Source organism: Streptococcus respiraculi, from assembly GCF_003595525.1.
In the GTDB taxonomy this organism is placed as follows: Bacteria; Bacillota; Bacilli; order Lactobacillales; family Streptococcaceae; genus Streptococcus; species Streptococcus respiraculi.
This window is the reverse complement of sequence record NZ_CP022680.1, coordinates 700,562-727,281: the sequence shown is the minus strand read 5'-3', so window position 1 is coordinate 727,281 and position 26,720 is coordinate 700,562. Positions and strand designations below refer to the sequence as shown.

General features: G+C 44.0%; 25 protein-coding genes and 4 pseudogenes. 11 read left to right on the top strand and 18 right to left on the bottom strand.

Translation table 11 applies throughout. From position 1 onward, the window contains the following. Nucleotides 1-2: 2 nt before the first annotated feature. The gene (gene ilvN / locus CHF41_RS03680) at nucleotides 3-479 is read right to left on the bottom strand and encodes an acetolactate synthase small subunit (protein ID WP_119876044.1); all 477 of its coding nucleotides are present in this window, start codon (nucleotides 477-479) and stop codon (nucleotides 3-5) included. Further along, entirely contained in the window at nucleotides 472-2,175 is a 1,704-nt protein-coding gene (locus CHF41_RS03675) for an acetolactate synthase large subunit (RefSeq protein ID WP_119876043.1), read from the bottom strand. Before CHF41_RS03675 ends, ilvN begins: the two co-directional genes overlap by 8 nt. Nucleotides 2,176-2,528: 353 nt before the next feature. On the opposite strand from CHF41_RS03675, the pseudogene CHF41_RS03670 reads away from it, so the two are divergent. The 3 genes and pseudogenes from CHF41_RS03670 to ilvD form a co-directional block, all read left to right on the top strand. Next, a pseudogene (locus CHF41_RS03670) lies at nucleotides 2,529-2,783 on the top strand (phosphodiester glycosidase family protein); the annotation flags it as partial. Next, nucleotides 2,776-3,177 (top strand): annotated as a pseudogene (locus CHF41_RS10170) (hypothetical protein). The pseudogenes CHF41_RS03670 and CHF41_RS10170, both read left to right, overlap by 8 nt. Nucleotides 3,178-3,318: 141 nt before the next feature. Next, complete coding sequence (ilvD, locus tag CHF41_RS03660) at nucleotides 3,319-5,040, top strand: dihydroxy-acid dehydratase (protein WP_119876041.1); 1,722 nt, start codon at nucleotides 3,319-3,321, stop codon at nucleotides 5,038-5,040. A gap of 67 nt (nucleotides 5,041-5,107) precedes the next feature. Here the strand turns inward: ilvD and CHF41_RS03655 are convergent, their stop codons facing one another. The 12 genes and pseudogenes from CHF41_RS03655 to CHF41_RS03605 form a co-directional block, all read right to left on the bottom strand. Next, complete coding sequence (locus CHF41_RS03655) at nucleotides 5,108-5,449, bottom strand: metal-sulfur cluster assembly factor (RefSeq protein ID WP_119876040.1); 342 nt, start codon at nucleotides 5,447-5,449, stop codon at nucleotides 5,108-5,110. Nucleotides 5,450-6,226: 777 nt separating this feature from the next. Then, nucleotides 6,227-6,580, bottom strand: a complete 354-nt coding sequence (rbfA, locus tag CHF41_RS03650; protein ID WP_075105524.1) for a 30S ribosome-binding factor RbfA — start codon at nucleotides 6,578-6,580, stop codon at nucleotides 6,227-6,229. Nucleotides 6,581-7,087: 507 nt separating this feature from the next. Continuing rightward, nucleotides 7,088-9,262: pseudogene (gene infB, locus CHF41_RS03645) on the bottom strand (translation initiation factor IF-2); the annotation flags it as partial. Nucleotides 9,263-9,447: 185 nt separating this feature from the next. Beyond that, a pseudogene (locus CHF41_RS10295) lies at nucleotides 9,448-9,811 on the bottom strand (translation initiation factor IF-2 N-terminal domain-containing protein); the annotation flags it as partial. Nucleotides 9,812-9,828: 17 nt separating this feature from the next. Then, a complete protein-coding gene (locus CHF41_RS03640) occupies nucleotides 9,829-10,167 on the bottom strand; it encodes a YlxQ-related RNA-binding protein (RefSeq protein WP_119876038.1) in 339 nt (112 codons plus the stop codon). After that, nucleotides 10,124-10,420: an RNase P modulator RnpM gene (gene rnpM / locus CHF41_RS03635; protein WP_119876037.1), complete on the bottom strand. Its 297-nt coding sequence runs from the start codon at nucleotides 10,418-10,420 to the stop codon at nucleotides 10,124-10,126. Before rnpM ends, CHF41_RS03640 begins: the two co-directional genes overlap by 44 nt. Before the next feature lie 18 nt (nucleotides 10,421-10,438). Further along, on the bottom strand, nucleotides 10,439-11,587 hold the full coding sequence (nusA, locus tag CHF41_RS03630) for a transcription termination factor NusA (RefSeq protein WP_119876036.1): 1,149 nt from the start codon (nucleotides 11,585-11,587) through the stop codon (nucleotides 10,439-10,441). A 33-nt stretch (nucleotides 11,588-11,620) separates the two neighbouring features. Next, nucleotides 11,621-12,091, bottom strand: coding sequence for a ribosome maturation factor RimP (gene rimP, locus CHF41_RS03625; RefSeq protein ID WP_119876035.1), 471 nt, complete (start codon nucleotides 12,089-12,091; stop codon nucleotides 11,621-11,623). A gap of 133 nt (nucleotides 12,092-12,224) precedes the next feature. Then, on the bottom strand, nucleotides 12,225-12,860 hold the full coding sequence (gene trmB / locus CHF41_RS03620; protein WP_119876034.1) for a tRNA (guanosine(46)-N7)-methyltransferase TrmB: 636 nt from the start codon (nucleotides 12,858-12,860) through the stop codon (nucleotides 12,225-12,227). Continuing rightward, nucleotides 12,857-13,651 (bottom strand): cell cycle regulator CcrZ, encoded by a 795-nt coding sequence (gene ccrZ, locus CHF41_RS03615; RefSeq protein WP_119876033.1) that lies wholly within the window; start codon nucleotides 13,649-13,651, stop codon nucleotides 12,857-12,859. Before ccrZ ends, trmB begins: the two co-directional genes overlap by 4 nt. A gap of 50 nt (nucleotides 13,652-13,701) precedes the next feature. Next, nucleotides 13,702-14,745: an ABC transporter permease gene (locus CHF41_RS03610; RefSeq protein ID WP_119876032.1), complete on the bottom strand. Its 1,044-nt coding sequence runs from the start codon at nucleotides 14,743-14,745 to the stop codon at nucleotides 13,702-13,704. Further along, a complete protein-coding gene (locus tag CHF41_RS03605) occupies nucleotides 14,742-15,476 on the bottom strand; it encodes an ABC transporter ATP-binding protein (protein WP_119876031.1) in 735 nt (244 codons plus the stop codon). Before CHF41_RS03605 ends, CHF41_RS03610 begins: the two co-directional genes overlap by 4 nt. 62 nt (nucleotides 15,477-15,538) lie before the next feature. On the opposite strand from CHF41_RS03605, the gene CHF41_RS03600 reads away from it, so the two are divergent. Together CHF41_RS03600 and CHF41_RS03595 are read left to right on the top strand one after the other, a co-directional pair. Beyond that, nucleotides 15,539-15,955, top strand: a complete 417-nt coding sequence (locus CHF41_RS03600) for an HIT family protein (RefSeq protein WP_119876030.1) — start codon at nucleotides 15,539-15,541, stop codon at nucleotides 15,953-15,955. Beyond that, nucleotides 15,952-16,242 carry a chemotaxis protein gene (locus CHF41_RS03595; protein WP_119876029.1) on the top strand — a complete coding sequence of 97 codons (291 nt, stop codon included), beginning with the start codon at nucleotides 15,952-15,954 and terminating at the stop codon, nucleotides 16,240-16,242. The genes CHF41_RS03600 and CHF41_RS03595 overlap by 4 nt, the downstream gene beginning before the upstream one ends. A gap of 34 nt (nucleotides 16,243-16,276) precedes the next feature. Here the strand turns inward: CHF41_RS03595 and lytR are convergent, their stop codons facing one another. From lytR to CHF41_RS03575, 4 genes are all read right to left on the bottom strand, one after another. After that, a complete protein-coding gene (lytR, locus tag CHF41_RS03590; RefSeq protein ID WP_119876028.1) occupies nucleotides 16,277-17,383 on the bottom strand; it encodes a glycopolymer--peptidoglycan transferase LytR in 1,107 nt (368 codons plus the stop codon). Further along, nucleotides 17,370-17,912: a GNAT family N-acetyltransferase gene (locus CHF41_RS03585; RefSeq protein ID WP_119876027.1), complete on the bottom strand. Its 543-nt coding sequence runs from the start codon at nucleotides 17,910-17,912 to the stop codon at nucleotides 17,370-17,372. Before CHF41_RS03585 ends, lytR begins: the two co-directional genes overlap by 14 nt. After that, complete coding sequence (tsaE, locus tag CHF41_RS03580) at nucleotides 17,899-18,345, bottom strand: tRNA (adenosine(37)-N6)-threonylcarbamoyltransferase complex ATPase subunit type 1 TsaE (RefSeq protein WP_119876026.1); 447 nt, start codon at nucleotides 18,343-18,345, stop codon at nucleotides 17,899-17,901. The genes CHF41_RS03585 and tsaE overlap by 14 nt, the downstream gene beginning before the upstream one ends. Before the next feature lie 207 nt (nucleotides 18,346-18,552). Continuing rightward, entirely contained in the window at nucleotides 18,553-20,013 is a 1,461-nt protein-coding gene (locus CHF41_RS03575) for an NCS2 family permease (protein ID WP_119876025.1), read from the bottom strand. A gap of 341 nt (nucleotides 20,014-20,354) precedes the next feature. Between CHF41_RS03575 and CHF41_RS03570 the strand changes: the two genes are divergently transcribed. From CHF41_RS03570 to serS, 6 genes are all read left to right on the top strand, one after another. Then, a complete protein-coding gene (locus CHF41_RS03570) occupies nucleotides 20,355-21,167 on the top strand; it encodes a Cof-type HAD-IIB family hydrolase (RefSeq protein ID WP_119876024.1) in 813 nt (270 codons plus the stop codon). Nucleotides 21,168-21,548: 381 nt separating this feature from the next. Beyond that, complete coding sequence (locus CHF41_RS03565; RefSeq protein WP_119876023.1) at nucleotides 21,549-22,541, top strand: PTS sugar transporter subunit IIB; 993 nt, start codon at nucleotides 21,549-21,551, stop codon at nucleotides 22,539-22,541. Between the two features lie 186 nt (nucleotides 22,542-22,727). Then, nucleotides 22,728-23,528, top strand: a complete 801-nt coding sequence (locus CHF41_RS03560) for a PTS mannose/fructose/sorbose transporter subunit IIC (protein WP_119876022.1) — start codon at nucleotides 22,728-22,730, stop codon at nucleotides 23,526-23,528. Between the two features lie 15 nt (nucleotides 23,529-23,543). Continuing rightward, nucleotides 23,544-24,455, top strand: a complete 912-nt coding sequence (locus CHF41_RS03555; protein WP_119876021.1) for a PTS system mannose/fructose/sorbose family transporter subunit IID — start codon at nucleotides 23,544-23,546, stop codon at nucleotides 24,453-24,455. A gap of 369 nt (nucleotides 24,456-24,824) precedes the next feature. After that, on the top strand, nucleotides 24,825-25,196 hold the full coding sequence (locus tag CHF41_RS03550; RefSeq protein ID WP_119876020.1) for a DUF956 family protein: 372 nt from the start codon (nucleotides 24,825-24,827) through the stop codon (nucleotides 25,194-25,196). A gap of 210 nt (nucleotides 25,197-25,406) precedes the next feature. Continuing rightward, nucleotides 25,407-26,684, top strand: a complete 1,278-nt coding sequence (serS, locus tag CHF41_RS03545) for a serine--tRNA ligase (RefSeq protein ID WP_119876019.1) — start codon at nucleotides 25,407-25,409, stop codon at nucleotides 26,682-26,684. Nucleotides 26,685-26,720: the final 36 nt, after the last annotated feature.

Here is a 26,720-nt window from a genome sequence, read left to right as displayed (position 1 = left end):
ATTTAATCTCTGCTAAATCCTGTTGCTCCTGTCCGAGCAATGTTTTTGATGCCGTAAGGTTGAATGACGCGAAGGAGAGCTTCAATCTTATCTCCGTCACCTGTCATTTGAATGGTGATTGAGTGCGGCGCAACATCCACTACACTGGCACGAAACGGCTGAATAATCGCCAGAATTTCCGCCCGCTTAGCTGGTGGTGCTACGATTTTAACCAGGAGCACCTCACGCTCTAAATGCGGAATGTCTGTAATATCTCGCACACGAACAACATCAATCAAGCGGTTGAGTTGCTTAATAATCTGCTCCACCTCGTCCATTGTTTTGACATCGATGATGACGGTAACCCTTGAGATTTCAGCAATTTCGGTCGGACCGACCGAAATCGATTCAATGTTAATCTGTCTGCGGGACAAGACACCTGTAAAGCGGTTCAAGACGCCGGAGGAATTTCTCAATTTGGCTGTTAACATTCTACGCATTGAACTTCACCCCCAACATTTCTGCATTACTCTTGCCTGCTGGTACCATTGGCTGCACATGCTCTTTATTGGAAATATGAACTTCAATCAGCATCGGTCTTTTTTCCTTGATGACCTCTAAATCCTCTGCCAAGGTAGCAGGATTGGTACAGCTAGCATAGCTGATTCCATACGCTTCTGCTAAAAGGCGGAAATTCGGTTCAACATCAAAGACCGACTGACTGCGGCGCTCATCATAGAAAGATTCCTGCCATTGACGCACCATACCGAGTGAATGATTGTTTAGCAGCACCACCTTGATTGGCACACCATAACCATTTAAAATAGCGAGTTCTTGATTGGTCATTTGGAAGCCACCGTCTCCTACGAAAAGGACCACTTCCCTTTCTGGATTGGCTAATTTAGCACCGATAGCTGCTGGAATCCCAAATCCCATAGTTCCCATACCACCAGATGTGATGAGCTGACGAGCATGTTGGTAAGGGTAGAACTGGGCTGCCCACATTTGGTGCTGCCCTACGTCTGTCACCACAATCGCATTCCCCTTAGTCATCTCGCCAATCAATTCAATGACCTTCTGCGGTTTGATATAGTGTTCATCTTCGTCATAGCCAAATGGCGCACGGCGCTTGTTATCCAGCACCTGAGCTGTCCAGCCAGCAAAATTGGTCTCAACAGTCTCCAAAGCCAGTAAAGCTTCAAGCGTTGCTTTGGCATCTCCTACGACTGGAATTTGAGTTTTTACGACTTTCCCAATCTCAGCCGGGTCGATATCAATATGCGCAACGGTTGCACTCACTGCAAAAGTGCTTGGATTTCCCGTCAAGCGGTCGTCAAACCGAGCGCCGATATTGATAATATAATCCGCATCTGTCAAGGCCATATTAGAAGCGTAAGAACCGTGCATGCCTCCCATGCCAAGGGATAATTCATGCTGGACTGGCATGGTCCCTAGACCGAGAAGGGTTGAGACAACCGGAATGCGATAATGCTCCGCAAAGGCAATCAATTCCTTATTGGCATCTGCATAATTGATCCCACCCCCTGCTAGAATGACAGGCTTTTTAGAAAGGGAGAGCTGCTGCAAAATCTTCTTCACTTGCAATCCATTTGGCTGAACCGTCGGCTGATAGCTCGGTAAATGCACCGCATCATCGTAGTAAAAATCAACTACTGTTTCTTGAATATCCTTAGGAATATCAATGACAACCGGACCCGGACGACCTGTTGTTGCAATATGAATGGCTTCTGTAATCACACGAGGAATATCTGCCGCATCCCGCACTTGGTAATTATATTTGGTAATCGGCATCGTAATTCCAATGATATCTGCCTCCTGAAAAGCATCTTTTCCGATACCACGCGTTGCCACCTGCCCTGTAAAGACGAGCATCGGCACGCTATCGCCCATAGCGTCTGCAATCCCTGTAATGGCATTGGTCGCACCAGGACCACTCGTTACCAAGGCAACACCAATTTTCCCTGTCGACTTGGCATAGCCTTCTGCTTCGTGGGTCGCTCCTTGTTCGTGACGGGCTAGCACATGCTGAATGCCCTTGAAGCGGTAAATCTCATCATAGAGAGGCAAGACAGCTCCACCAGGATAACCAAAAATGATATCAACACCCAACTTTTTCAGGGTGTCGAGTATTAGATAGGACCCCGAACGTGCTTCCTCTAATTGAATTTGATTCAACTCTCTTCCTCCTCTCATCTGTCGTCAAATATTACCTACTATAATATCATGTTCTTCCTCAAAATACTAGATAAATATTGCTTATGTACTATCATATCACAATGCTTGATAAAGTCAATAGAATTTTCAGAAAATTCCCAACTTTGTCTACCTCCTTAACATTCCTTAAAAGAATGTACAAATTCTATCTGCTTTCGTTTTATTTTAGATTTCCTCGATAGTATAAGTCTCGCAGTTTTTGTTTGGCACAAGACAAGTGACTGCACACAAAATGAAAGAGACATTCTATGTATACGATCCTCATACCGGCTTATCAACCCGACGACAAGCTCCTGACCTTAATCAAAGAAATCAAGGAGGCTATCGGCATCATTAGCGATCATCACTATCTCATCGTGGTTTCAGACGGACGAACCTCCGAAAGTCAGGGATTAACTCTCTATCAGTTAACCCAATTCCTCCAATCCTACGGTGCTAAAACAGCCTATCATTTAGACAGTGGAGGAGCTTCTATCTTCTATTTCAACGGTCAAATCATGAACAAACCCACAACTCGTGGAACGATTTCAGAAAGAACGGTAAGAGACATCGTCTACATCGGTGGCTAATTCATCTACAAAACGCATCAAGAACAAGCCTAACCTATCTTGGGGTGACCTGCTTTCTCTTTATCTTTAGTCAGATTTATGAACATCTGAGCTTTGGAGAAGGTTCCTTCTTCATGCACAATCTTTTTGCTACTCCCCTTGTCGGTGGAATCTTGCTTGTACTATCCCTTATGGTATCCCCACAACTGTCACGTATTAGCCTTAATCTTTGGAACTCTGGGCGTCCACTCTCACAATAGGCTTTCTCCTCAGAGGAATCATCAATCTCTCCCATCACTCTACCAGTCTCGACCAGGCGTACTGGTACATTGGTGGCTGCCTTCTCTTTCTTGCACTCCTCAGTCTCTTCTTTCCTAGATTCCAGAAATTCTCACACCATATTCTAGCAAAGTAAGACCGTTCTACTAAAGAGTTGGGATATTTTGATAACGTTGACAGAATTTTCAGAAATTACTAATTTTTTAATTAAACATCTTTTTCTCACCAATATTTGTGCTATAATATTAAGAAAGAATAGACGAAAGAGAGACTTCCTATGACAGAAAAAGATACTCTTAATCCCCTCAAACATCGTAGCTCTGTCTATGATTCCATGGTCAAATCTCCTAACCGCGCTATGCTACGCGCTACTGGAATGACAGATGATAGTTTTGAAAATCCGATTGTCGGAGTGATTTCTACATGGGCTGAAAATACACCTTGTAATATGCACTTGCATGATTTTGGGAAACTAGCCAAGGTCGGTGTTCAGGACGCAGGTGCGTGGCCTGTTCAGTTCGGAACGATTACCGTTGCAGACGGCATTGCCATGGGAACACCTGGAATGCGCTTCTCGTTGACCTCTCGCGATATTATTGCAGACTCTATCGAAGCAGCCATGGGCGGTCACAATGTCGATGCCTTTGTTGCTATCGGAGGCTGCGACAAAAATATGCCTGGCTCTATGATTGCAATTGCCAACATGGATATTCCAGCAATTTTTGCCTACGGTGGAACCATTGCTCCCGGAAACCTCGACGGAAAAGATATCGACCTCGTATCTGTCTTTGAAGGAATCGGAAAATGGAACCACGGTGATATGACGGCTGAGGAAGTCAAGGCCTTGGAATGCAATGCCTGCCCTGGCCCTGGTGGATGCGGTGGTATGTATACAGCCAATACCATGGCAACGGCTATCGAAGTCATGGGTATGAGCTTACCAGGCTCTTCTTCTCACCCTGCTGAATCGAAAGAAAAGAAAGCAGATATCGAAGAAGCTGGTCGTGCGGTAGTCAATATGTTGAAAATGGGCTTGAAACCGTCTGACATCATGACTCGCGAAGCCTTTGAAGATGCCATTACTGTTACAATGGCGCTTGGGGGCTCTACCAATGCGACCCTTCACCTTCTAGCTATTGCTCATGCAGCAAATGTTGAGTTGACTTTGGAAGACTTCAATGATTTCCAAGAACGCGTACCTCACTTAGCTGATTTAAAACCGTCTGGAAAATACGTCTTCCAAGACCTCTACGAGGTCGGTGGCGTCCCTGCTGTCATGAAATACTTGCTCAAGCATGGTTTCCTACACGGCGATCGCATGACATGTACAGGTAAGACTGTTGCTGAAAACCTTGAAGCCTTTGACGATCTGACACCAGGCCAGAAAGTCATCATGCCACTTGACAATCCAAAACGTGCAGACGGACCGCTCATCATCTTGAAAGGAAACTTGGCACCTGACGGAGCCGTTGCCAAAGTTTCAGGAGTTAAAGTGCGCCGCCACGTGGGACCTGCTAAGGTATTTGACTCTGAGGAAGAGGCAATTGAAGCCGTATTGTCTGATGAAATCGTAGACGGCGACGTCGTTGTTGTTCGCTTCGTTGGGCCAAAGGGTGGTCCTGGTATGCCTGAAATGCTGTCACTCTCCTCTATGATTGTCGGTAAAGGTCAAGGAGACAAGGTTGCCCTCATCACGGACGGTCGTTTCTCAGGCGGTACCTACGGTCTCGTTGTCGGACACGTCGCCCCTGAGGCGCAAGTCGGAGGTCCTATTGCCTATCTCCGCACAGGTGACATGGTAACCGTTGACCAAGACACTAAAGAAATTACGATGGCGGTATCTGACGAAGAAATCGAGCGCCGCAAGGCGGAAACCACACTCCCACCACTCTATTCACGCGGAGTACTTGGAAAATACGCCCATATCGTATCATCTGCTTCCAAAGGAGCTGTCACTGACTTCTGGAAACCAGAAGAAACAGGAAAAACTAGCAAATAAGCAAAAACCAGTCAATTGACTGGTTTTTCTAATATACAACCAGTGAGTGGTACTCACTGATTTTTGCTTATTTTGGACTGATACCTAGGGTAATACGGCCAATGCGGCTGATGCGGGTCATCTTCCAGGCTGGAGACCAGACGACTTCAATCCCTGCATTTTCAATGCCGTCAATTTTCTTTAGGGCATCAATCAGCTCTTCGGGTAAGGTCTCAGAACAGCTACAGCCTGCGTCAGTGAAGGTCATGACCACCTTGCAAAAGCCGTGTTCATCCAGATTGATTTCATAAATCAAACCTAGATTGTAAATATCAAGTTCGATTTCTGGATCATAGATGCTCTCTAAGGTTTGAATCAGCTGGTCTTCAAGCGCCAAAGCACGATCATTAATGTTAATATCTTCTCTCATATTCCACCCCGCAACAATATTTTTCCTATTTTCTCACATTTCCTAATATTTTTCAAGAAGGTTCAAAAATTTTCACAAAAACAGCTCACCGGGCTGTAACTCGCTATCGGATTGCTTAAGCTCGTGAAAAAAACAGCCCACTAGACTGACTCGCTTTCCTAGTGTCAAGCTCGTGAAAAAAACGTACAATGGACTGACTCGCTTTCCTAGTGTCAAGCTCATGAAAAAAACGTACAATGGACTGACTCGCTTTCCTAGTGTCAAGCTCGTGAAAAAAACGTACAATGGACTGACTCGCTTTCCTAGTGTCAAGCTCGTGAAAAAAACGTACAATGGACTGACTCGCTTTCTTAGTGTCAAGCTCGTGAAAAAAACGTACAATGGACTGACTCGCTTTCTTAGTGTCAAGCTCGTGAAAAAAACGTACAATGGACTGACTCGCTTTCCTAGTGTCAAGCTCGTGAAAAAAACGTACAATGGACTGACTCGCTTTCCTAGTGTCAAGCTCGTGAAAAAAACGTACAATGGACTGACTCGCTTTCCTAGTGTCAAGCTCGTGAAAAAAACGTACAATGGACTGGCTCGCTTTCCTAGTGTCAAGCTCGTGAAAAAACAGCCCACTAGACTGACTCGCTTTCCTAGTGTCAAGCTCGTGAAAAAAACGTACAATGGACTGACTCGCTTTCCTAGTGTCAAGCTCGTGAAAAAAACGTCCACTGGACTGACTCGCTTTCCTAGTGTCAAGCTCGTGAAAAAAACGTCCACTGGACGTTTTTTTTACTCTTTATTTTCTAATGCGCGTAACATCTGGTCAATCTTGTTCCCATATTCAATGGATTGGTCTTTTTCAAAGACCAAATCTGGGATTTTATACAAGGTGAGCTTGCGGCCGAGTTCCCGTTTAATGGTTCCTTTTGCCTTTTCAAGCCCTGTCTGAGCTTTTTGATTGTCAGAAGCTAAGTCACTCATGATTGAGTAATAAACTTTGGCAACTGATAAATCACCCAGCATTTGAACATCCGTAATGGTTACGCCTTGAACACGTGGATCACGGACTTTCTTTTGCAAAATCTCATTGACTTCACGCTTGATTTCCATGCCCACACGGTCTGTACGAAAATGATTTGCCATATTCCTTCTCCTCTTATTGAAAGGATTTTCCTGATTGAAAATCAATACAAAACGCTGCAATTTGGTCATCTAATGGATTGAGGTAACGGGGTATTTTTATTTAGCGCTAGTATGGCCTAAAAAGTCTAGTAAAATTAGCGAGCGACAGATGAAAGCTGATGTACTTGCGTTCAGCGAACGCTTCACAAATCTCCTATTTGCCGTAGCCGTCACGAGCCGATCTCGTTTTACGGATACGGATGCCCTTGGGGTATCTAGGACTTTTTTAACGCTCTCACTACTTAGCTAACTGAACATGCCCTAAACACTGTGTGAAAAAGACAAATCTTCCTAGAGCCTACAGGCTCTACGTCAGATTTGCTATTTTCACTTGGTGTTTTACGGGCTTTGTATCTTAACTAACTGAACACGCCCTAAGCGCTGGGCAAAATAGAGAGCTCTTCCTAGGAGCAGACGCTCCGGCGTTAGAACTCCTAATTTTGCTTGGCACTTTACGGGCTTTGTATCTTATTTTTTAATCTCTTCCATGATGTAGGCTTCGATGACGTCATCGACTTTGAGGTCGTTGTAATTTTCAATCATGAGTCCGCCCTCGCGGCCGTTGGTGATTTCTTTGACATCGTCTTTAAAGTGTTTCAAGCTAGCGAGTTTTCCGTCAAAGACGACAACACCGTCACGAATGACACGGACGCTTGAGTCGCGGGTAACTTTACCGTTAATAACCATAAAGCCACCGATTGTTCCAACTTTCGAAACTTTAAAGGTTTCACGGATAAGGGCTTCCCCAATGATTTTTTCTTGGTATTCAGGATCCAGCATTCCCTTCATTGCGTCTTCCATTTCTTCAATCACCTTGTAGATGATACTGTGGAGACGAATTTCAACATCATCAGCTTCTGCTTGTTGGCGAGCTTGCGGTGTCGGACGAACGCTAAATCCGATGATGAAGGCATTTGAGGCTTCTGCCAGGGTAACGTCAGATTCGTTGATTGCACCAACCGCTGAGTGGACGATATTGACACGAACACCTTCTACTTCAATCTTTTGAAGAGAGGAAGCAAGTGCCTCAACCGAACCTTGTACATCGGCCTTTATGATGACGTTAACAGACTTAACTTCACCAGCTTTAAGGGTATCAAAGAGGTTCTCAAGGCTGACACGCTGGGTGACTTGACGTTGTTTCAAGAGGGCACGTTTGGCACGTTCTTCACCTGCTGCACGCGCTGATTTTTCATCTTCATAGACGGCAAAATGGTCACCAGCCATTGGTGCCTCATTTAAACCAGTAATCGAAACTGGGGTTGACGGTCCTGCCACTTTCACACGACGACCAAGGTCATTGGTCATGGCACGAACACGTCCAAAGGTATTCCCAGCAACGATTGGGTCTTGCACATTCAAGGTTCCTTGTTGAACAAGAAGAGTCGCTACTGCACCTTTTCCTTTATCCAAATGTGCCTCAATAACTGTACCAATCGCACGAACGGTTGGATCAGCTTTCAACTCTTGGATTTCTGCAACAAGGAGAACTGTTTCCAACAATTCATCGATGTTTTGATTGAATTTGGCTGAGATTTCTACAAATTCGCAGTCTCCACCCCAGGCTGTTGAGATGACTCCATGCTCTGCCAATTCGCCAATCACACGCTCTGGATTTGCACCTGGTTTATCAATCTTGTTAATGGCTACGATGATTGGAACATTAGCAGCTTTTGAGTGGTTAATCGCTTCAATGGTCTGTGGCATTACACCGTCATCTGCGGCAACGACCAAAATAGTCAAGTCCGTGACAGAAGCTCCACGCGCACGCATGCTCGTGAAAGCCGCGTGTCCTGGCGTATCAAGGAAGGTGATTTTCTTACCATTTTCTTCGATTTGGTAGGCACCGATGTGCTGCGTGATTCCTCCAGCTTCACCTGTTGCAACACGTGAATTGCGAAGGGTATCAAGAAGGGTGGTTTTCCCGTGGTCAACGTGTCCCATAATAGTCACAACCGGTGGACGTTCTGCCATTTCTTCTGGATTGAGATAGCCTTCTTCAACAAAGAAACGCTCGATGTCGGCATTATCCACTTCCACTTTTTCTTTGGCTTCAATGCCATAATCCACCATAAGCAATTCAATAGTATCCCCATCTAGGGATTGGTTTTGAGTCGCCATAACACCCATCATAAAGAGCTTCTTCACGATTTCAGCTGGTTCGCGCTTGATACGTTTTGCGATTTCAGCGACCGTCATACCTGCTGTATATTCAAACTCTGTCGGCAATTCGTGGAATTTACGTTCTGTGACAGGCTTGGCTACTTGTGGTTGCTTGCCGTTTTTCTTTTTCTTGTTTGGATTCCAGTTACTATTTCTTTGATTTCTCACTTGATTTTGACTATTTCGATTCTTTTGTTGTTTTCTTGGACCATCTTCTTCGTGATCAAAATCATCACGACGTTTGTCTGGTCGAGCTTGTTTTTTCCGACGTTTATCTGCAGCAGGTGTTGCTTCAACAGCCGCTGGTACAACCTTCGGCTTTGTTTCTACTACAGGCTCTTCAAACTTGATTTCTTTTGGCTTTTGTGGCTGCTTCTTAGCCTCTTGGGCTTGACGGAAGCGTTCTTCACTTGTACGTGCATACTCTTGCATTTGCTCTGCTTTTAGGGCAGCTGCACGAGCCTTGAAATCAATCTTAGTGCGTGGTTCTTCCACTCTTGAGCGTTGGTCATGACCACGATTTGGACGCTGACTTCCTTGAGCGGAGCGCTTATCAAATCCTTGATTGTGATTTCCTCTACGGTCTTGATCACTGTGGTTACGACGCGGTTTTTGCTGGCCATTTGAACGGTTGTCCTGCGGACGTCCTTGACCTTTTCCTTGATTACGCTTCGCCGCTTGCTCCTTGGCACGCGCTTCACGCTCCGCCTTAAAATTACGACTTTTTGGACGATTCACCGCAGCTTGAGGAACAGGAGTTGCCGTTTTTTCTTCTACAGTTTTTGGCTCCGGTTGCTCGGGTTTACTCGGTGCTTTTTCCACCTTCGCTACTGTTTCAACCTTTTCCACTATCTTCTCAACTGTCTTTTTCGCTCCAGAGAATCCTTCAATAATTTTACTTGCAATCTCTGCTTCGACACTTGATGAATGGCTTTTTACCTCAATGCCCAATTCCTTTGCTTTAGCGACAACTTCCTTGCTTTCCTTACCCAATTCCTTGGCAATCTCGTACAATCTCTTCTTAGACAATATCTTGTCCTCCTGTTCTATTCCATAATAGACCTCATTTTCTTAGTAAATCCAGCATCTGTCACAGCCAGTACCTTACGTGGCTTACCGACTGCTGAGCTTAATTCCAGCGTTGAAAACGCGGTAACAACTTCTACCTGATAGGTATGACTCTTATCTGTGATTTTCTTACTTAGGTTGGGACCTGCATCCTGTGCTAGAAAGACTAGCTTTGCCTTTTGCTTTTGAATGCTTTCAACGACCAACTCTTCACCTGAAATCAGGCGACCAGCCCGTTGCGCCAATCCGAGTAAATTTAATATTCTTTGCTGGTTATTCAAGACCCAGTTCTCTCCTTTTGACCTTGTGATCAACATAGGCAATCAATTCGTCATAAAATGCTGCGGCTACTTCCATGCTAAACGCACGGTCAAAGACGCGTTTTTTCTTGGCCTGAGCTGCTTCATCATTATCCAGCTTGATATAGGCCCCACGACCATTTGCTTTACCTGTCGGGTCAATAAAGACTTGGCCTTCCTTATTTTTCACAATACGTAATAAATCACGCTTGTCAATAATCTCTCCAGAAACAACTGATTTTCGTAAGGGGATTTTTCTAGCTTTTGCCATCAGTACCTCCAGACGAACTTATTCGCCTACTTCTTCTGTTTCGACAGTTTCTGCAACCTCTGCTTCACCATAAAGTGCAGCTTCCATGGCTTCATATTCTGAAGCAGATTTGATATCGATGCGGAAGCCTGTCAAATGCGCTGCCAAGCGCACATTTTGTCCGCGACGACCAATGGCAAGAGAGAGCTTATCATCTGGTACGACAACTGTCGCATGCTTACCATCTTCTGTATCAAAGATAACTTGGTCAACTTCTGCTGGGGCGATGGCATTGTAGATGAACTCTGCTTCATCTGGAACCCACTCGATGACATCGATATTTTCTTCGATTGGAATCATACGGTCCAATTTAGCATCATAGCGTGCTGGGTGGAATTTGCCTGTAATCTTCTTGATGTTTGAACCACCCCGACCAACGATTGTTCCGATAGCGTCCACGTTTGGATTGTGGCTGCGCACCGCAACCTTGGTCCGATCACCTGCCTCACGAGCAACACTCATGATTTCTACTGTACCATCATAGACTTCTGGGATTTCTTGCTCCATTAAACGCTTGATCATCTCAGGGTGGCTACGACTTACAAAAACATTGACACCACGCGCATTATCTTCAACCTTATAAACATAGACTTCGATACGGTCATGCGATTGGAAAACTTCGCCAGGAATCTGGTCTTGTTTGGATAATTGTGCTTCGATATTGCCCAAGTTGACATAGATGAAGCGATTATCAAAGCGTTCAACTGTTCCCGACATGATTTCTTTTTCATGCGCCTTATAGGTATTGTAGGTAATGGCACGGGTCTGCTTGCGCATTTTTTCCATAATAGTCTGTTTCGCAGATTGAGCTGCTACACGACCAAATTCTGCCGGTGATTCTTCAAACTTAATCTTATCCCCTAATTCGTAGGCTGAAGAAATCGCCAAGGCATCTTTCAAGCTAATTTCAAGACGACTATCAAAGACTTCATCTACTACCTCACGGACAGTGTAGACACGAAAATCTCCTTTTTTCTCATCAAACTCAATCGCAGCGGATTCGGACTGACCGTAGCGACGTTTGTAGGCTGAACGGAGCGACTCCATAACTGCCTCAATGATGTCTTCTTTTTTAATCCCCTTGTCTTCCTCTAAAATACGGAAGGCTTCTAGCATTTCTTTACTCATCTTGTTTTCCTTTTTCTCAAAAGGTCCTTTCTGTTAAATTTTGACAGCCAAACGTGCTTTAGCGACTGCCTGATAGGGAATGGTAACGTGTTTTTTTCTGGTTTTATCCATGTATTCGATGACTAGCTCTTGATTTTCAAAGGAGAGGAGCGTTCCCTCGAAAATCTTATTTTTATCAATTGCTTGATAAAGTTTAACATGGATATACTGACCAACAGCTTTCGCAACTGCCTCAGCATTTTTTAACGGTCGCTCAAGACCAGGACTGGTCACTTCCAGCATGTACTGTTCTGGAAAGGGATCCGGATGAATCTGATCCAAAAGCGGGCTGATCACTTCCGATAATTCGGCTGTATCATTGAGGGAAATCCCTCCTACCTTATCTACAAAAATAGATAGGACATAATCGCCACCCATCTTGCCATATTCCACATCCACCAGCTCATAGGGAGCCTCGATGTGAGGAGCAATCGCCTGCGTGACAATGTCTACAATTGTTGCCATTTTACAACCTCCTTCCATAGACATATCGAAAGGGCTGGTACAAAACCAACCCTCCTTTTTCTCTATTTTCTAATAGTATAGCATATTTCTAAGGCTTTGTAAAGGGATATGCTGTTTTTGATTCATACCCTTTTTAAAACTCAGCCTCCACACGATAAATAACTTGTCCCTTCTTGGAGAACTTTTCTTCGTACTCGGTCATGACATTACCTTCCATGGCGCTGGCGTGCAAATCAAGCCAGACACCGTTTAGCGTCATGCCATACTGAGAAAAGCTAACAAGACTGTATTCAAACAGGCCACGATTGTCGGTCTTGAAATGAATTTCTCCCTTTTCTGGTAGAATTTCCTTATAGGTATCCAAAAAGCTCTTGTAGGTCAAGCGGCGTTTTTCATGGCGTTTCTTCGGCCAAGGATCTGAAAAATTGAGGTAGAGCCGATCAATTTCTGCTGGTGCAAAGTAGTTGGTCAAGCTAGAGCCATCCACCTGCAACAATTTAATATTGGGCAAACCTGTCTCGACCACACGATCCAAAGCATAACTTAGCACTGTCATCTGGATGTCAATCCCGATATAGTTAATATCAGGGTTCTGAGCTGCCATCCCTGTAATGAAGCGTCCTTTTCCAGAACCCACTTCGATATGAATGGGATTACTATTTCCAAAAATGTTCGCCCATTTTCCTTTACACTCCTCAGGAGTCAAGATAACATACTGAGGGTATGCTGCTAGCATATCGCTAGCTCCTTTACGATTTCTTACTCTCATACTTCCTTGTAATAGCTCTTACGGAAATACCGTAAGGCGTAAATTTCTTTATTGGCAGCTTCCATGTCATAGCTTTCGACATGTTTAGCAATTTGGTTGAGATAACCTAGCTGACCATACCAGTAAATCTTGTTTAAAACCGTTTGATTGTACTTGTAGCCGTAGCTTCTGAGCCATTCTTCCCAGGATTGTCTTGGAATATAGTGGGTCAATAAATAGGCCACATCAAGCATTCGGTCTGTTACACAAGCTGTCTCCCAGTCTGTCAGATAAATCAAGCCACTGGTCGTCTCTACCCAATTCGTGTGGTGTAAATCCCCATGGACAAAGGTCGCCACATCCTTACGGAAAGTTGGCAAATGATTCAACAAGTCACTACAAACCGACTGAAGATAGCTGTTTTTAGCAAGGCGAGCTGGCGCTTCTTGCTGCCACTTGCGAACCAAATCTTGGGGCTCCTGATAGGTATAATTTAACTGTAAGGCTTGGTTGAGCAACATCTTGGAATAGTGCATCCGCACCAAAATCTGCTGAACCTGCTTGCCTCCCATCTCAGAGCGGGTCAACGTATGACCATTTAGCCATTCCTGCTCCACACGCTGGCCAACTCCCAACTCTCGATTGGCAGAAAGGACAGGCGGAGTAATCTGTTCATGCGCCAAAGCCGAAACAATCGGAGGCATTTCATATTTGACAAAAACGGGCGTTCCATCTGTTCGCATGCCCTTAAATGCTTTACCACTATTTCCTGCGATCGATTGCAGACGAAGTCCGCTTGTATCAAATTGCATGCCAGTTCTCCTTTAAAAAATTCTTTACTATTTTACTAGTTTTCAGTCTATTAGTCAATCAATTTCTTTGATTTCAATCCGAGATAAAGGCGGGCTAAAATGATTCCCACTCCCGCTAGCACGATAAGATAGATTTTCTCTTGTAACACCACTATTCCAACTAGCACCTGTAAAATGACACCCAAATACATAATGCACTGAACAATGCGCTTAAAACTCGCCACCTTATTTTCTTTACTGAGAGGATACAAACAAGTCAGGTACTGGTAGTCATAGACATGGTAGAGCGGTAGCAATTGAAAGAGCAAGAGATAGTCAAATAAGACTGCTAATCCCGTTGCGAGCCATGATTCCTGAATGAGAACAAGACTCGCCACACTTAGGGCTAACAACCGCAGGCTGAGCCAGAAAAAATCTCCCGAACGCAAAAAACTGCGAACAAACAAGTAATCCCACGTCCTGTCTTGTCTTTTCTTGACAAAGGTAAGCACCATATCTAAATACTTGCGCCGTTTGACATCACTACTAATCCCCTTAACATGAGTAAAGAGGGAATAAAACTGTAAAATACTCTGCTTGCGCTTGATCTCATACTGCACCGCCCTATCCCAATCCAACTTTCTTTGGACGACAAAACGGGTCTGAAAGACGAGCCAAGCATATTTTCCTACAGACAAGACTACGAGATAGATTCCAAAAACAAGAAGTGACCAGCCTAGTTTCAGATAAAGTGGCACGAGCAAGACTTGTCCCAAAACCTGCACCATTCCCCAAATCAACATAGCACGCAGGCGTGCTCCCTGAATCAAGCTGAGAACATGCGCCTCTTTTGGCAAGAGAAAAATGCGGTCAGCAGCTTCCAAATAGGTCGCAATTCGTCCTGTAAAAAAAAGGAGAAAACTTGCAACGGCTAGTAATAGATAGACAAGCCAAGGATTTTCTGGAAAATCTTCTAAGAGTGAGCGGTATTGCAGGGCTAGAAAGCCAAGCAAAACCATTAGAACGAGGACAAAGTGATCATTTAAGACGTAGCGAAGGTATTTGAGACAGCGCTGGGTAAAATCCTGTCTACGCTCCTGAAACAGTCCGTTCATGCCCCTTCTCCTTCTTTGGTTAGAGTAAGATAGAGTTCATTCAAGCTCGCCTGTTCGCGTCCAAATGCTGCCTGTAACTCTGCCAAGTCCCCTTCCGCTCTTACCTCACCTTGGTGTAAGATGACAAAACGGTCGCACATTTTCTCAGCCGAGTCCAGCACGTGGGTCGACATCAAGATAGACGTCCCTTTTGCCTTTTCTTCTTCCAATAAGTGAATCAAATCATCAATCGCTACTGGATCGAGTCCCAAAAAGGGCTCATCGACAATCAGGAGGCTCGGACTAACCATAAAGGCACAAATAATCATCACTTTTTGCTTCATTCCCTTTGAAAAATGCACTGGAAACCAATCTAATTTTTCATCCAAACGGAAGATTTTAAGCAACTTTTCAGCCTGAGTAAAAGCCTCGTCCCAGTCCAAGTCATAGGCCATAGCCACCACTTCCAAATGCTCTTTCAAGGTTAATTCTTCATATAGGCTAGGTGTTTCAGGGATAAAGCCGATTTTTTTGCGGTAGGCTTGCGGATTGGCCTGCAGACTCTCCCCATCAATTAAAATCTGTCCTTGATAGGGTGACAAGAGTCCAATAATTTCCTTAACGGTAGTTGACTTTCCCGCCCCATTTAAACCAATCAAGCCGACTAACTCACCATCTGCCACTTGAAAGGAAATATCTTTTAAAACAGGGATATTGACATAGCCCCCCGTCACATTTTTTACTTCTAACATACATTTTTTCCTATAATTTGATATACTTATTATAACAGAATTTTGGAAAAGGGGTTTGCTTTATGTCAGATTGTATCTTTTGTAGTATCGTTGCTGGAGAGATTCCCTCATCTATTGTCTACGAAGATGATCAGATTCTTGCTTTTTTAGACATCACTCAGGTCACAAAGGGGCATACCCTTGTCGTTCCCAAAGAACACTTCCGCAATCTCCTAGAAATGGATGAAAAGGCAAGCACAGCGCTTTTTGCTAAAATACCACAAATCGCGCAGCATTTAAAAGAAAAGCTTGGAGCAAGCGGAGTCAATCTGATTAGCAACATGGAAGTAAGTGCTGGACAGACTGTTTTTCACACCCATGTCCACCTCTTACCCCGCTTTGATGAAAATGACGGACTACACATTTCCTTTGATGCCAACGAACCTGATTTCCCAGCCCTAGCACAATTAGCAGATGAACTACGCATGGAGGCAAAATGAAACTAACACACCTTATTGCAGCGGGCACAACCGCGACTATCGCCTATCTAGCAGTCAAAAACCGCGACAAAATCGCGCATGAAACGACTGAAACGATGGACATCATCCACCGTATCAAAGACAGTTACCAGAATATCCAAGAACAACTTGCCTTTCTCCAAGCCTATCAGGAGCCACTTCAGGATATGGCCGAAGACCTCCAATACAAACTGCGGGTCTACCAGCAAAGCATTGCAGGAAATCTGAGTGAGATTCAAAAGATACAGGCAAAATACCAAGAAAAGTAAAAACCAAGCTTCATGGCTTGGTTTTTACTTTTTGTTATTGAGGAGTGTCAAATCCAGTAGTTGCTGTCTGGTCTCCACCCTCACCAACTGTAGTAATACCTGGTAAATCCGTATAGGCATTAATCACCGAAATAGGGGTAGCGGTCGTTGAAACTCTGACATTTGTTTTCAATTCCGTAGAAATCGGCAAGCCTAGAGAATCTTTAATAATATTTTGAACTTCCAGTAGTTCTTCACTGGTTGGAATTTGATAGTAGAGCTCATCAATCATCCGACCCTCACCGACCAATTGGTGGCTCTCAATTGTCTTCAAGGAATCTTTATAACCTAAAAGGGCTGGTAAAGTACTTGGCGTAATCGATACATTCGTACGCATATTGTTTGAAATGGCATCTAAAATTGGCTTATACTGGGTAATTCCGTTCAGATTCAACAGTTTTTTCACAATCGCCTGAATCACTTCACGTTGGCGTTTTTGACGACCGATATCTCCTTCTGGATCATCGTAGCGCATCCGAGAATAAACTAATGCCTGATTTCCATTAATATGTTGCTCTCCAGGTTCTACTACAGCTGTATAGGCCGGTTCACGCTCGCTGATGGAAATCGGAAAACCGAGGGTATTATTCACAGTAATCCCACCAATCGCATCAACCAATTCAATTAACCCGTCCATGTTGATTTCGACATAGCGATTGATATTGATGTCTAACATCTTCTCAACCGTTGCAATCGCCATCGGAGCCTGACCGTAACTGTAGGAATGGTTGAGCTTTTCAACAGTTCCGCTTGAGCTTCCATCGGCGTTTGCAATTTCTACCATAATATCGCGCGTTAAGCTGACCATGGTTGTCTTTTGGGTTTTGGGATTAACCGTGACCAAAATCATCGAGTCGCTCCGCCCGTCTTCCCAAGTACCACCACGGCTAGCCTGGTCCATATCGACCCCCATCAAGAGAACCGTAAGAGGTTCCGTCGCTTCAATCACATGATCCTCTTCCTGTCCCCCAATCGATTTGAAGGTCTTCGAAAAACTATCTGTCGAATAATTCAATACCGTTGTTGCATAGAGCACTCCAGCTCCAACTGTTAAGCCCACAATGGCCAGAATCATGAGAAAAATTTTCTTACCAATACTCATTATCGTCTATCAACTTGCCCATGTAATACAGGTCAAGCCATTCTCCTTCGTCTGTTCTTGCACCCCATTTTTGAGTGCCTTCAATATCAAATCCCATTTTTTGATACAGGGCAACCGCACGGTCATTGCGTACTTGAACCGTCAACTCCAGCCGCTTGATGATATCGTAGCTTTTTGCCCATTCAATCACTTCTTCTAGTAAAATACGTCCGATACCGTGCCCCCAATAGTCTTTTCGTAAAGCGATAAAGACATTGCCAATGTGACTGATTCGGTACTGCTTTGAAGCGCGAACAGTGACTGCTCCAATCACCTCTTCCCCATATAAGGCAAGAAGGTGAAGTTGGTTTGAACTGCCAAAACTCTGTTCAAAAATAGACGCCATTTGCTCCGTTGTAAACTGAAAACCTGTTTCATCCATGACAAGAAAGTCGGTCTCTTTTGCCACCTGGTTCATAAAGTCAATGAAAGCTGCTGCATGTGAGCCTTCTGCTTCTGCAAAGAAAATCTCTTTTTCAACCTGCGCCATGACCAATCTCCTCTGCCAGGGCCTGACTGCGTTTGCCTTGCGGCTCAAGGGCTAGCTTACGACCATCCTCCACTTTTTCAATGACAATCCGTAGAAAATCATCTAAAAGTGAGGCATCCAGAAGCTCCCCCCATTCAATCACCGTCACGCCATTTCCATAGAGAAAGTCATCCAAGTCAATCGAATCAGGGTCATCCCCAATCCGATAAACATCTAAATGGTAGAGTGGCAAGCGCCCCTCATACTCACGAACAATGGTGTAGGTCGGACTTTTAATCATCTGCTTAATCTCAAGACCTTGAGCAATCCCCTTGGTCAGGGTGGTTTTCCCCGCACCCAAATCACCCGTTAAAACTAACACATCACCTGCTCGTAGCTTACAGCCAATCGCCTGTCCTAGCGCAATCAATTCTTCTTCATTCTGACTATACATGCCCTATATTATACCATAGTGGCAAGGCTTTGTCACTCTATACTCTAAAAAACTGAAATCTAAGAATCTGTATTCACAGCTCAGCAACTCTATTCAGGAGCTTATGAATACAGGTTCTTAGATTTGTCACTTACCTTGCTGATTATATAAAAAGACGAAGCTAGTCTTCTTTGACTCAACCCCGTCTATTTTTAGAAAGTACCTATGTTAGAGAATCGCTAAGATGATAAAGTTCAGAATGAACAAGGCTGTTGCCCCCCAAAGAATTGGGTGAATATCTTTTGCCTTGCCTGTTGAGACTTTGACCAAGCAATAGAAGATAAAGGCCGCTGCAATTCCGTACGAGATAGAGAAACATAGTGCCATGAAGAAGGCTGCAAAGAAGGCTGGGAGCGCATCTTCAAAGTTGCTCCAATCCACATCAAGGAAAGAAGATACCATCATGACCCCTACGATGATAAGAGCTGGAGCAGTTGCAGCTGCCGGAACAATGCCGACAAATGGCAAGATAAGGATAGACAATAGGAACAAGATAGCTGTCGTTACCGCAGTCAAACCAGTCCGTCCACCTGCTGAAATACCCGCTGCAGACTCAACGTAAGTCGTTGTATTAGAAGTTCCGAAAATCGCACCGATTGACGTACCAATAGCATCGGCAAAGAGAGCCTTGTCCATTTTTGAGTTGAACCCTTTTCCGTTCTCAAGGGCAGCTTCATCTTCTGCAGAAAAGATTCCTGTCTTACGACCTGTACCGATAAAGGTACCAAGCGTATCAAACGTATCAGACAAGCTGAAAGCAAAGATTGTCATCAAGACCAACGGCAAACGCTCTGTATTACTAAAGAGTGATGACATGCCACCAAAGGATGCAAGGAAGGTTGTCCCTAACTCTGCAAAAGCACTTCCGATATGGTTTTCTGCAAAGTTGATAGAAGAAAGATCGACCACACCCGCTGGAATACCCGCAAGCGTTGTCGCTACAATCCCAATCAAGATACCACCACGGACATTTTTAATAACTAAGATAGCTGTCAAAATTAGACCAAAGATTGTTAAGAGAACACTTGGATCTGTAAAGGTTGAAATAGCTGGAACAACTCCTCCACCAGCTAGGACTGAAAAGACTCCATTTGAGAAGGTCTCCGCTGTCGCATCAGCAGGAGCCACGCCATTGACTGTCATGATATCAGACCCTGATGTCAAGAAAGTAATAAGGTTAGCATTTTTGAAACCAAGATAAGCAACGAACACCCCGATACCACCACCGATAGCATGTTGCAAGCTAACTGGAATCGCCTTGATAATACTCTTACGCACCTTTGTAACGGTAATAAAAATATTAAACAGACCGCAAAGGAAGACCATTGCCAAGGCTTCCTGCCACGTAAATCCAAGTCCGATAACGACTGTATAGGTAAAGAAAGCATTCAAGCCCATTCCTGGTGCCAAGGCATACGGAACGTTAGCAAAGAGCCCCATAATGAGAGTTGATACGGTACTTGCAATAATCGTTGCTAAGAATACCGCCTGTGAAGGCATACCAGCCACACTCAATACACTTGGATTAACAAATAAAATGTATGACATGGCGAAGAAAGTCGTCAAACCTGCCATGATTTCCGTTGAAACTGTCGTTCCATGTTCTTTTAGACCAAAAAACTTGTCCATTTTTCAAAAATCTCCTTTATTTACGAACGATAAATATATTATAAACAAAAAACATTCACTTTTCAACCCTAATGTTCGTGAAAATGTTTTCTTTTTTGAATAAGCACCTAATTTAGAAAATGAATGTTCGGATTTTACTGATTTTATCTCCTCTATACAGTTTTAACCATCGAATAATAAATGTCGGATGACCGCAACAAACGCCCCATCTTTGCGAAAGCTACCGTATTCTGCTATACTTATATTCTATAGAAAATGCCATCCAATTCTCTTTCAAAATGAAGAATGATGAACATTTTGACGAATAGTATAAATAGTTTACAGAAAAGGAGTGGACTCGTATGACGAAAAAGATGATTGCCCTCGATTTAGATGGGACCTTATTAAACAAGCAGAGCCAACTAAGCACCGATACCATTGACACCATCCGCAAGGTTCAAGAAGCTGGTCACACCGTGATTATCGCAACCGGCCGGCCCTACCGCATGGCCTACGATTATTATAAACAGCTGGAGCTCACCACTCCCATGATTAACTTCAATGGCTCCCTCATCCATATTCCAGACCAAAATTGGGAATGGGAGCAAAATATCCTCATTGACAAGCAGTATTTAATCAACTTTTTAAAAGAAGAAGAGCAGTTTGAAGCAGACTTTATTGCAGGAGAATACAAAAATAAGTTCTTTATCACACAAAATTATCTGGACAATTTTAGCCCTGCCCTCCTAGGGGTCGAGCAAATCACGCCAGACACCCTCATCAAGCCTGAGCGGATTACATCAGACCCCCATTCCATTTTGATGCAGACACGCGCAGCCGATAAATATGCCCTAGCTGATGATATCAATCGTTATTTCAATGATGAACTAGAAATCAACACCTGGGGTGGTCCGCTTAATATCCTTGAGACCTGTGCCAAGGGCGTGACCAAGGCTTCTGCCCTTAGCTACCTACTCGATCACTACCGCATGGACTCCAAGGACCTAATTGCCTTTGGCGATGAGCACAACGATGTTCAAATGTTGTCTCTAGCTGGAACAGGCTACGCCATGAAAAATGCCAGCGATACCCTGCTGCCTTATGCTGACTGCCTAACAGACTACACCAATGATGAAGATGGTGTCGCCAAAGAACTGCAAAGACTATTTTTATAGAGTAAAAGCAAGACAACTTCCGACAGGGAGGTTGTTTTTTATGTCAACAGTCAATCGGATGTCACACTTCTCTGTCATCCTTTTTTCTTATTTCAGAACTCTTTAATCCTTTATTTATCAGCTTTCATGCAAACTTGTTTGTAAATGTATAGACCATTTTTCAGAAATCCTTGAAAAAATTTACTTCCAAACAGCACATATCTACTTGACAGAGGATTTGAAAACGTTTTATAATAAGACAGTTCGGAAATGTCGGCTCAAATTAGCAACATGGAGAACTTTAGTCATTGATTTAGACTACAACATTCAGAAACTGTAGATAGGCACATATACTGAAGGTAGCCTGTTCAATGATTGGAAAATTATTTAGGAGGAAACATAATGAGTATCGGAATCATTATTGCAAGCCATGGTGAATTTGCTGCAGGTATTCATCAATCTGGTTCTATGATTTTTGGCGAACAAGAAAAAGTTCAAGTTGTAACCTTTATGCCAAATGAAGGACCAGACGATTTATACGCTAAATTCAACGATGCTGTGGCTACTTTTGATGTGAATGACGAAATCTTGGTTCTTGCTGACCTATGGAGTGGGTCCCCATTTAACCAAGCAAGTCGTGTTATGGGAGAAAACCCAGACCGTACCTTCGCTATCATTACTGGTTTGAATTTGCCAATGTTAATTCAAGCCTACACAGAACGTATGATGGATGCAAATGCAGGCGTTGCTGCTGTTGCTGCAAACATCATCAAAGAATCTAAAGACGGAATCAAAGCCCTTCCAGAAGAATTGAACCCTGTAGAAGAAATAGCTGCTGCACCAACAGTTGCAGTCGCCCAAGCTGCTATCCCTGAAGGAACAGTTATCGGAGATGGGAAATTAAAAATCAACCTTGCTCGTATTGACACGCGCCTATTGCATGGTCAAGTTGCGACTGCTTGGACACCCGATTCAAAAGCAGATCGAATCATCGTTGCTTCTGACTCAGTAGCTGCTGATTCACTTCGTAAAGAATTGATCAAACAAGCTGCACCAGGAAATGTCAAAGCAAATGTCGTACCAATCCAGAAATTGATTGATGTTGCAAAAGATCCTCGCTTTGGAAATACCCATGCCCTTATCTTATTTGAAACACCTCAAGATGCACTTCGTGCAATCGAAGGCGGTGTACCAATCAAGACCTTGAATGTCGGCTCAATGGCGCATTCAACTGGTAAAACCATGGTCAACAATGTACTTTCTATGGACAAAGAAGATGTCGCAACCTTTGAAAAATTGCGTGATTTAGGCGTTGAATTTGACGTTCGTAAGGTGCCAAACGACTCGAAGAAAGACTTGTTTGACTTAATCAACAAAGCAAATGTGCCCCACTAATTTCTAATTAGAAATTGTGGTCTGATTGACGGTTTCATTCATCGGCAAACTTGAATTGTTCGCCTATCACAATTGAGCACGCCTATTCAGATGAACTGAACCAATTCAATCATATTTGGCACGATAGAGGGAGAAACAATCGTTTTCAACCTCATCTTATATCGTTATGAAAAGAAAGGATTTATCATGTCATTACTTTCAATGATTTTGGTCGTCGTAGTTGCATTCCTTGCTGGTATGGAAGGTGTCCTCGACCAATTCCAATTTCACCAACCAATCGTTGCTTGTACCCTTGTCGGTCTTGTAACAGGTAACCTTGCAGCTGGTGTTGCACTTGGTGGTGCACTTCAACTTGTCGCCCTCGGCTGGTCTAACATCGGAGCTGCTATCGCTCCTGATGCTGCTCTTGCTTCTATTGCTGCTGCTATCATCCTTGTAAAAGGTGGCGACTTCTCACAAGGAGCTATCAGCGTTGCTCAAGGGATTGCTATCCCTCTTGCGATTGCAGGTCTTTTCCTTACAATGCTCGTTCGTACCGCTTCTGTCGCTCTTGTGCACGGAGCTGATGCTGCTGCTGAAAAAGGAAACTTCGCTGCAATTGAACGCTACCACTTAATCGCTCTTTCACTTCAAGGACTTCGTATCGCGATTCCTGCCGCTCTGCTTCTTGCGATTCCTGCTGAGTCTGTCCAAGCTATGCTTAACCTCATGCCTGAGTGGCTCAAAGGCGGTATGCAAGTCGGTGGTGGTATGGTAGTAGCTGTTGGTTTTGCTATGGTTATTAACATGATGGCAACCCGCGAAGTATGGCCATTCTTTGCCATTGGTTTCGTACTTGCTGCTGTCACTCAAATCACCCTTATCGGTTTTGGTGCCCTTGGTGTTGCCATCGCCCTTATCTACCTCCACCTTTCAAAAACAGGTGGAAATGGCGGCGGAGGTGCTACCTCTAACGACCCAATCGGCGATATCCTAGAAGACTACTAAGAAGGGAGATTTACAATGTCAGAAAAACTACAACTTTCCGTAAACGACCGTAAAAAAGTATGGTGGCGTTCACAATTTCTCCAAGCTTCTTGGAACTTCGAGCGTATGCAAAACTTGGGTTGGGCTTACTCTTTAGTCCCTGCTCTTAAAAAATTATACACAAATAAAGAAGACCAAGCTGCAGCTCTTAAACGCCACATGGAATTCTTCAATACACACCCATACGTGGCTGCTCCTATCATTGGTGTAACACTTGCTCTTGAAGAAGAACGTGCAAATGGCGCAGATATTGACGATGCAGCAATCCAAGGGGTGAAAATCGGTATGATGGGCCCTCTTGCTGGTATTGGTGATCCAGTCTTTTGGTTTACTGTTCGTCCAATCCTTGGTTCTCTTGGTGCCTCTCTTGCTCTTACAGGAAACATCATCGGCCCACTTCTCTTCTTCATCGCATGGAACTTGATTCGTATGTCCTTCTTATGGTACACACAAGAAATCGGCTACAAGGCTGGTTCTGAAATTACCAAAGACATGTCTGGTGGTATCCTCCAAGACATCACAAAAGGAGCTTCTATTCTTGGTATGTTTATCCTCGCTGTCTTGGCACAACGTTGGGTATCTATCAACTTTGCCTTCAAGGTATCTGAAGTGCCACTTGCTAAAGAAGCATACATCCATTGGGATCAACTGCCAGCTGGTAGTGAAGGGATTCGCCAAGCCTTTGAATTCGTTGGTCAAGGCCTTTCGCAAACTCCTACTAAGGTCACAACTTTCCAAGATAACTTGAATGGTTTGATTCCAGGATTTATGAACTTGCTCCTTACCTTCCTATGTATGTGGTTGCTTAAGAAAAAAGTTTCTCCAATCACCATCATCATTGGACTCTTTATCGTTGGTATTCTTGCTCGTGTAGCAGGTATCATGTAATACTCTACAAAAAGAAGGTTTCGGCCTTCTTTTTATTCCATCGTCACTGAACTCAAATTTACATTCCATTAAAATTAGTGGGTAAGATACTTTCTGAAATAGTGCGGATGCAAGCTTGTATTTCCAACCTCCAACAGTCCACTGGACTGTTGGAGCAATGCTCATTTTCGATTCTAGATCTCCGAAAATCCCGTTCTAAGCAACGACTTCACCGTCGCTTAGGATACAACTACTGCGAAAGTCTCGCTTTTGGCTCACTTCGTTCGCTCTATTCTCAGAAAAAGTAGATAGATAAAACGAAACGTATTCCCCAGTATTAAAGACGATAGAATATGATATAATAAGGAGAACAACAGTAAAGGATACACTATGGCACAATCACAAAATAAAACCGTTGAATTTCAAACAACTGGAGTTTCTTATCTAGGCATTGGAGGCAAGGTCGGAAAGTTCCTCGTTGGGGACAAGGCTCTCGAGTTTTACGCTGACGCTAATGTCGAAGACTACATCCAAATCCCGTGGGAAAATATCCAGCAAATCGGCGCAAACGTTTCTAGTAAATCAATCAGCCGACACTTCCAAGTCTTTACCGACAGCGGAAAATTCCTCTTTGCTTCAAAAGATACTGGCAGCATTCTCAAGCATGCAAGAGAGCATATCGGCAATGAAAAAGTCGTCAAATTACCGACTCTCTTACAGACAATCGGGCATTTTTTCAAAAATCTATTTGCCAAAAAGTAAAAAATCAAGTATAATAGTCGCAACGGATAAGTAGTATCAGGCGTTTTTCAGAAAGTCTGCGGTCGCTGCGAGCAGATAGGCAAATGGTATGAAATTCTACCGTGTAACCATTTTGATACTGAAATAAGTGCACTCATGTGAAGTTGGATGGAACCGTGGCTCTCGTCACTCCAACGCTTCCATGGGTGCGTTTTTTATAGGAGGAAAACCATGTTAGATATGAAACGTATTCGAGCAGATTTTGACGGTGTAGCTGCCAAGCTTGCAACCCGTGGTGTGGCAACTGAAACCTTGGCACAAATCAAGGAACTCGACGTCAAACGCCGTGAGGTCTTAGTCAAGGTCGAGGAATTAAAGGCAGAACGTAATACCGTTTCTGCTGAAATCGCTCAAGCCAAGCGCAACAAGGAAAGCGCAGACGACAAGATCGCAGCCATGCAAGAACTCTCTGCTACCATTAAAGGACTTGATGCAGAACTCCTTGCTATTGACGAGAAATTACAGGCAATCCTTGTCATCTTGCCAAATACGCCACACGATAGCGTACCTGTTGGGGCAGACGAGGAAGAAAATGTGGAAGTTCGCCGTTGGGGCACACCACGCGAATTTGACTTTGAGCCAAAAGCTCACTGGGATCTTGGTGAAAACTTAGGGATTCTTGACTGGGAACGTGGGGCAAAAGTAACAGGCGCACGCTTTCTCTTCTATAAAAACCTCGGTGCTCGTTTGGAACGTGCCCTCTATAACTTCATGCTCGATGAGCATATCGCAGAAGGCTACCAAGAGGTTATCACTCCTTACATGGTCAACCATGATTCAATGTTTGGTACAGGACAATATCCAAAATTCAAGGAAGATACCTTTGAGTTAGATGGGACAAACTTTGTCCTCATTCCGACAGCGGAAGTGCCGCTTACCAACTACTACCGCGATGAGATTGTAGACGGTAAAGACTTGCCAATTTACTTCACTGCTATGAGCCCGTCTTTCCGTTCAGAAGCTGGCTCTGCCGGCCGTGATACCCGTGGCTTGATTCGTCTCCACCAATTCCACAAGGTTGAAATGGTCAAATTTGCCAAACCAGAAGAATCTTACGAAGAATTGGAGAAAATGACTGCCAATGCCGAAAACATCCTGCAAAAACTAGGACTTCCTTACCGTGTTCTTGCTCTTTGCACAGGAGACATGGGCTTTTCAGCAGCCAAAACCTACGACTTGGAAGTCTGGATTCCAGCACAAAACACCTATCGTGAAATCTCTAGCTGCTCTAATACAGAGGATTTCCAAGCACGCCGTGCCCAAATCCGCTACCGCGATGAGGCAGACGGCAAGGTCAAACTCCTTCACACCTTGAACGGCTCAGGACTTGCTGTCGGACGGACCGTTGCTGCCATCCTTGAAAACTACCAAAACGCAGACGGCTCTGTTACTATCCCAGAAGTCCTTCGTCCATACATGGGTGGGGCAGAAGTCATTGCACCTAACTAAGATTATTTAAATCGTTTAAAATGAGGCTGGCTCTGT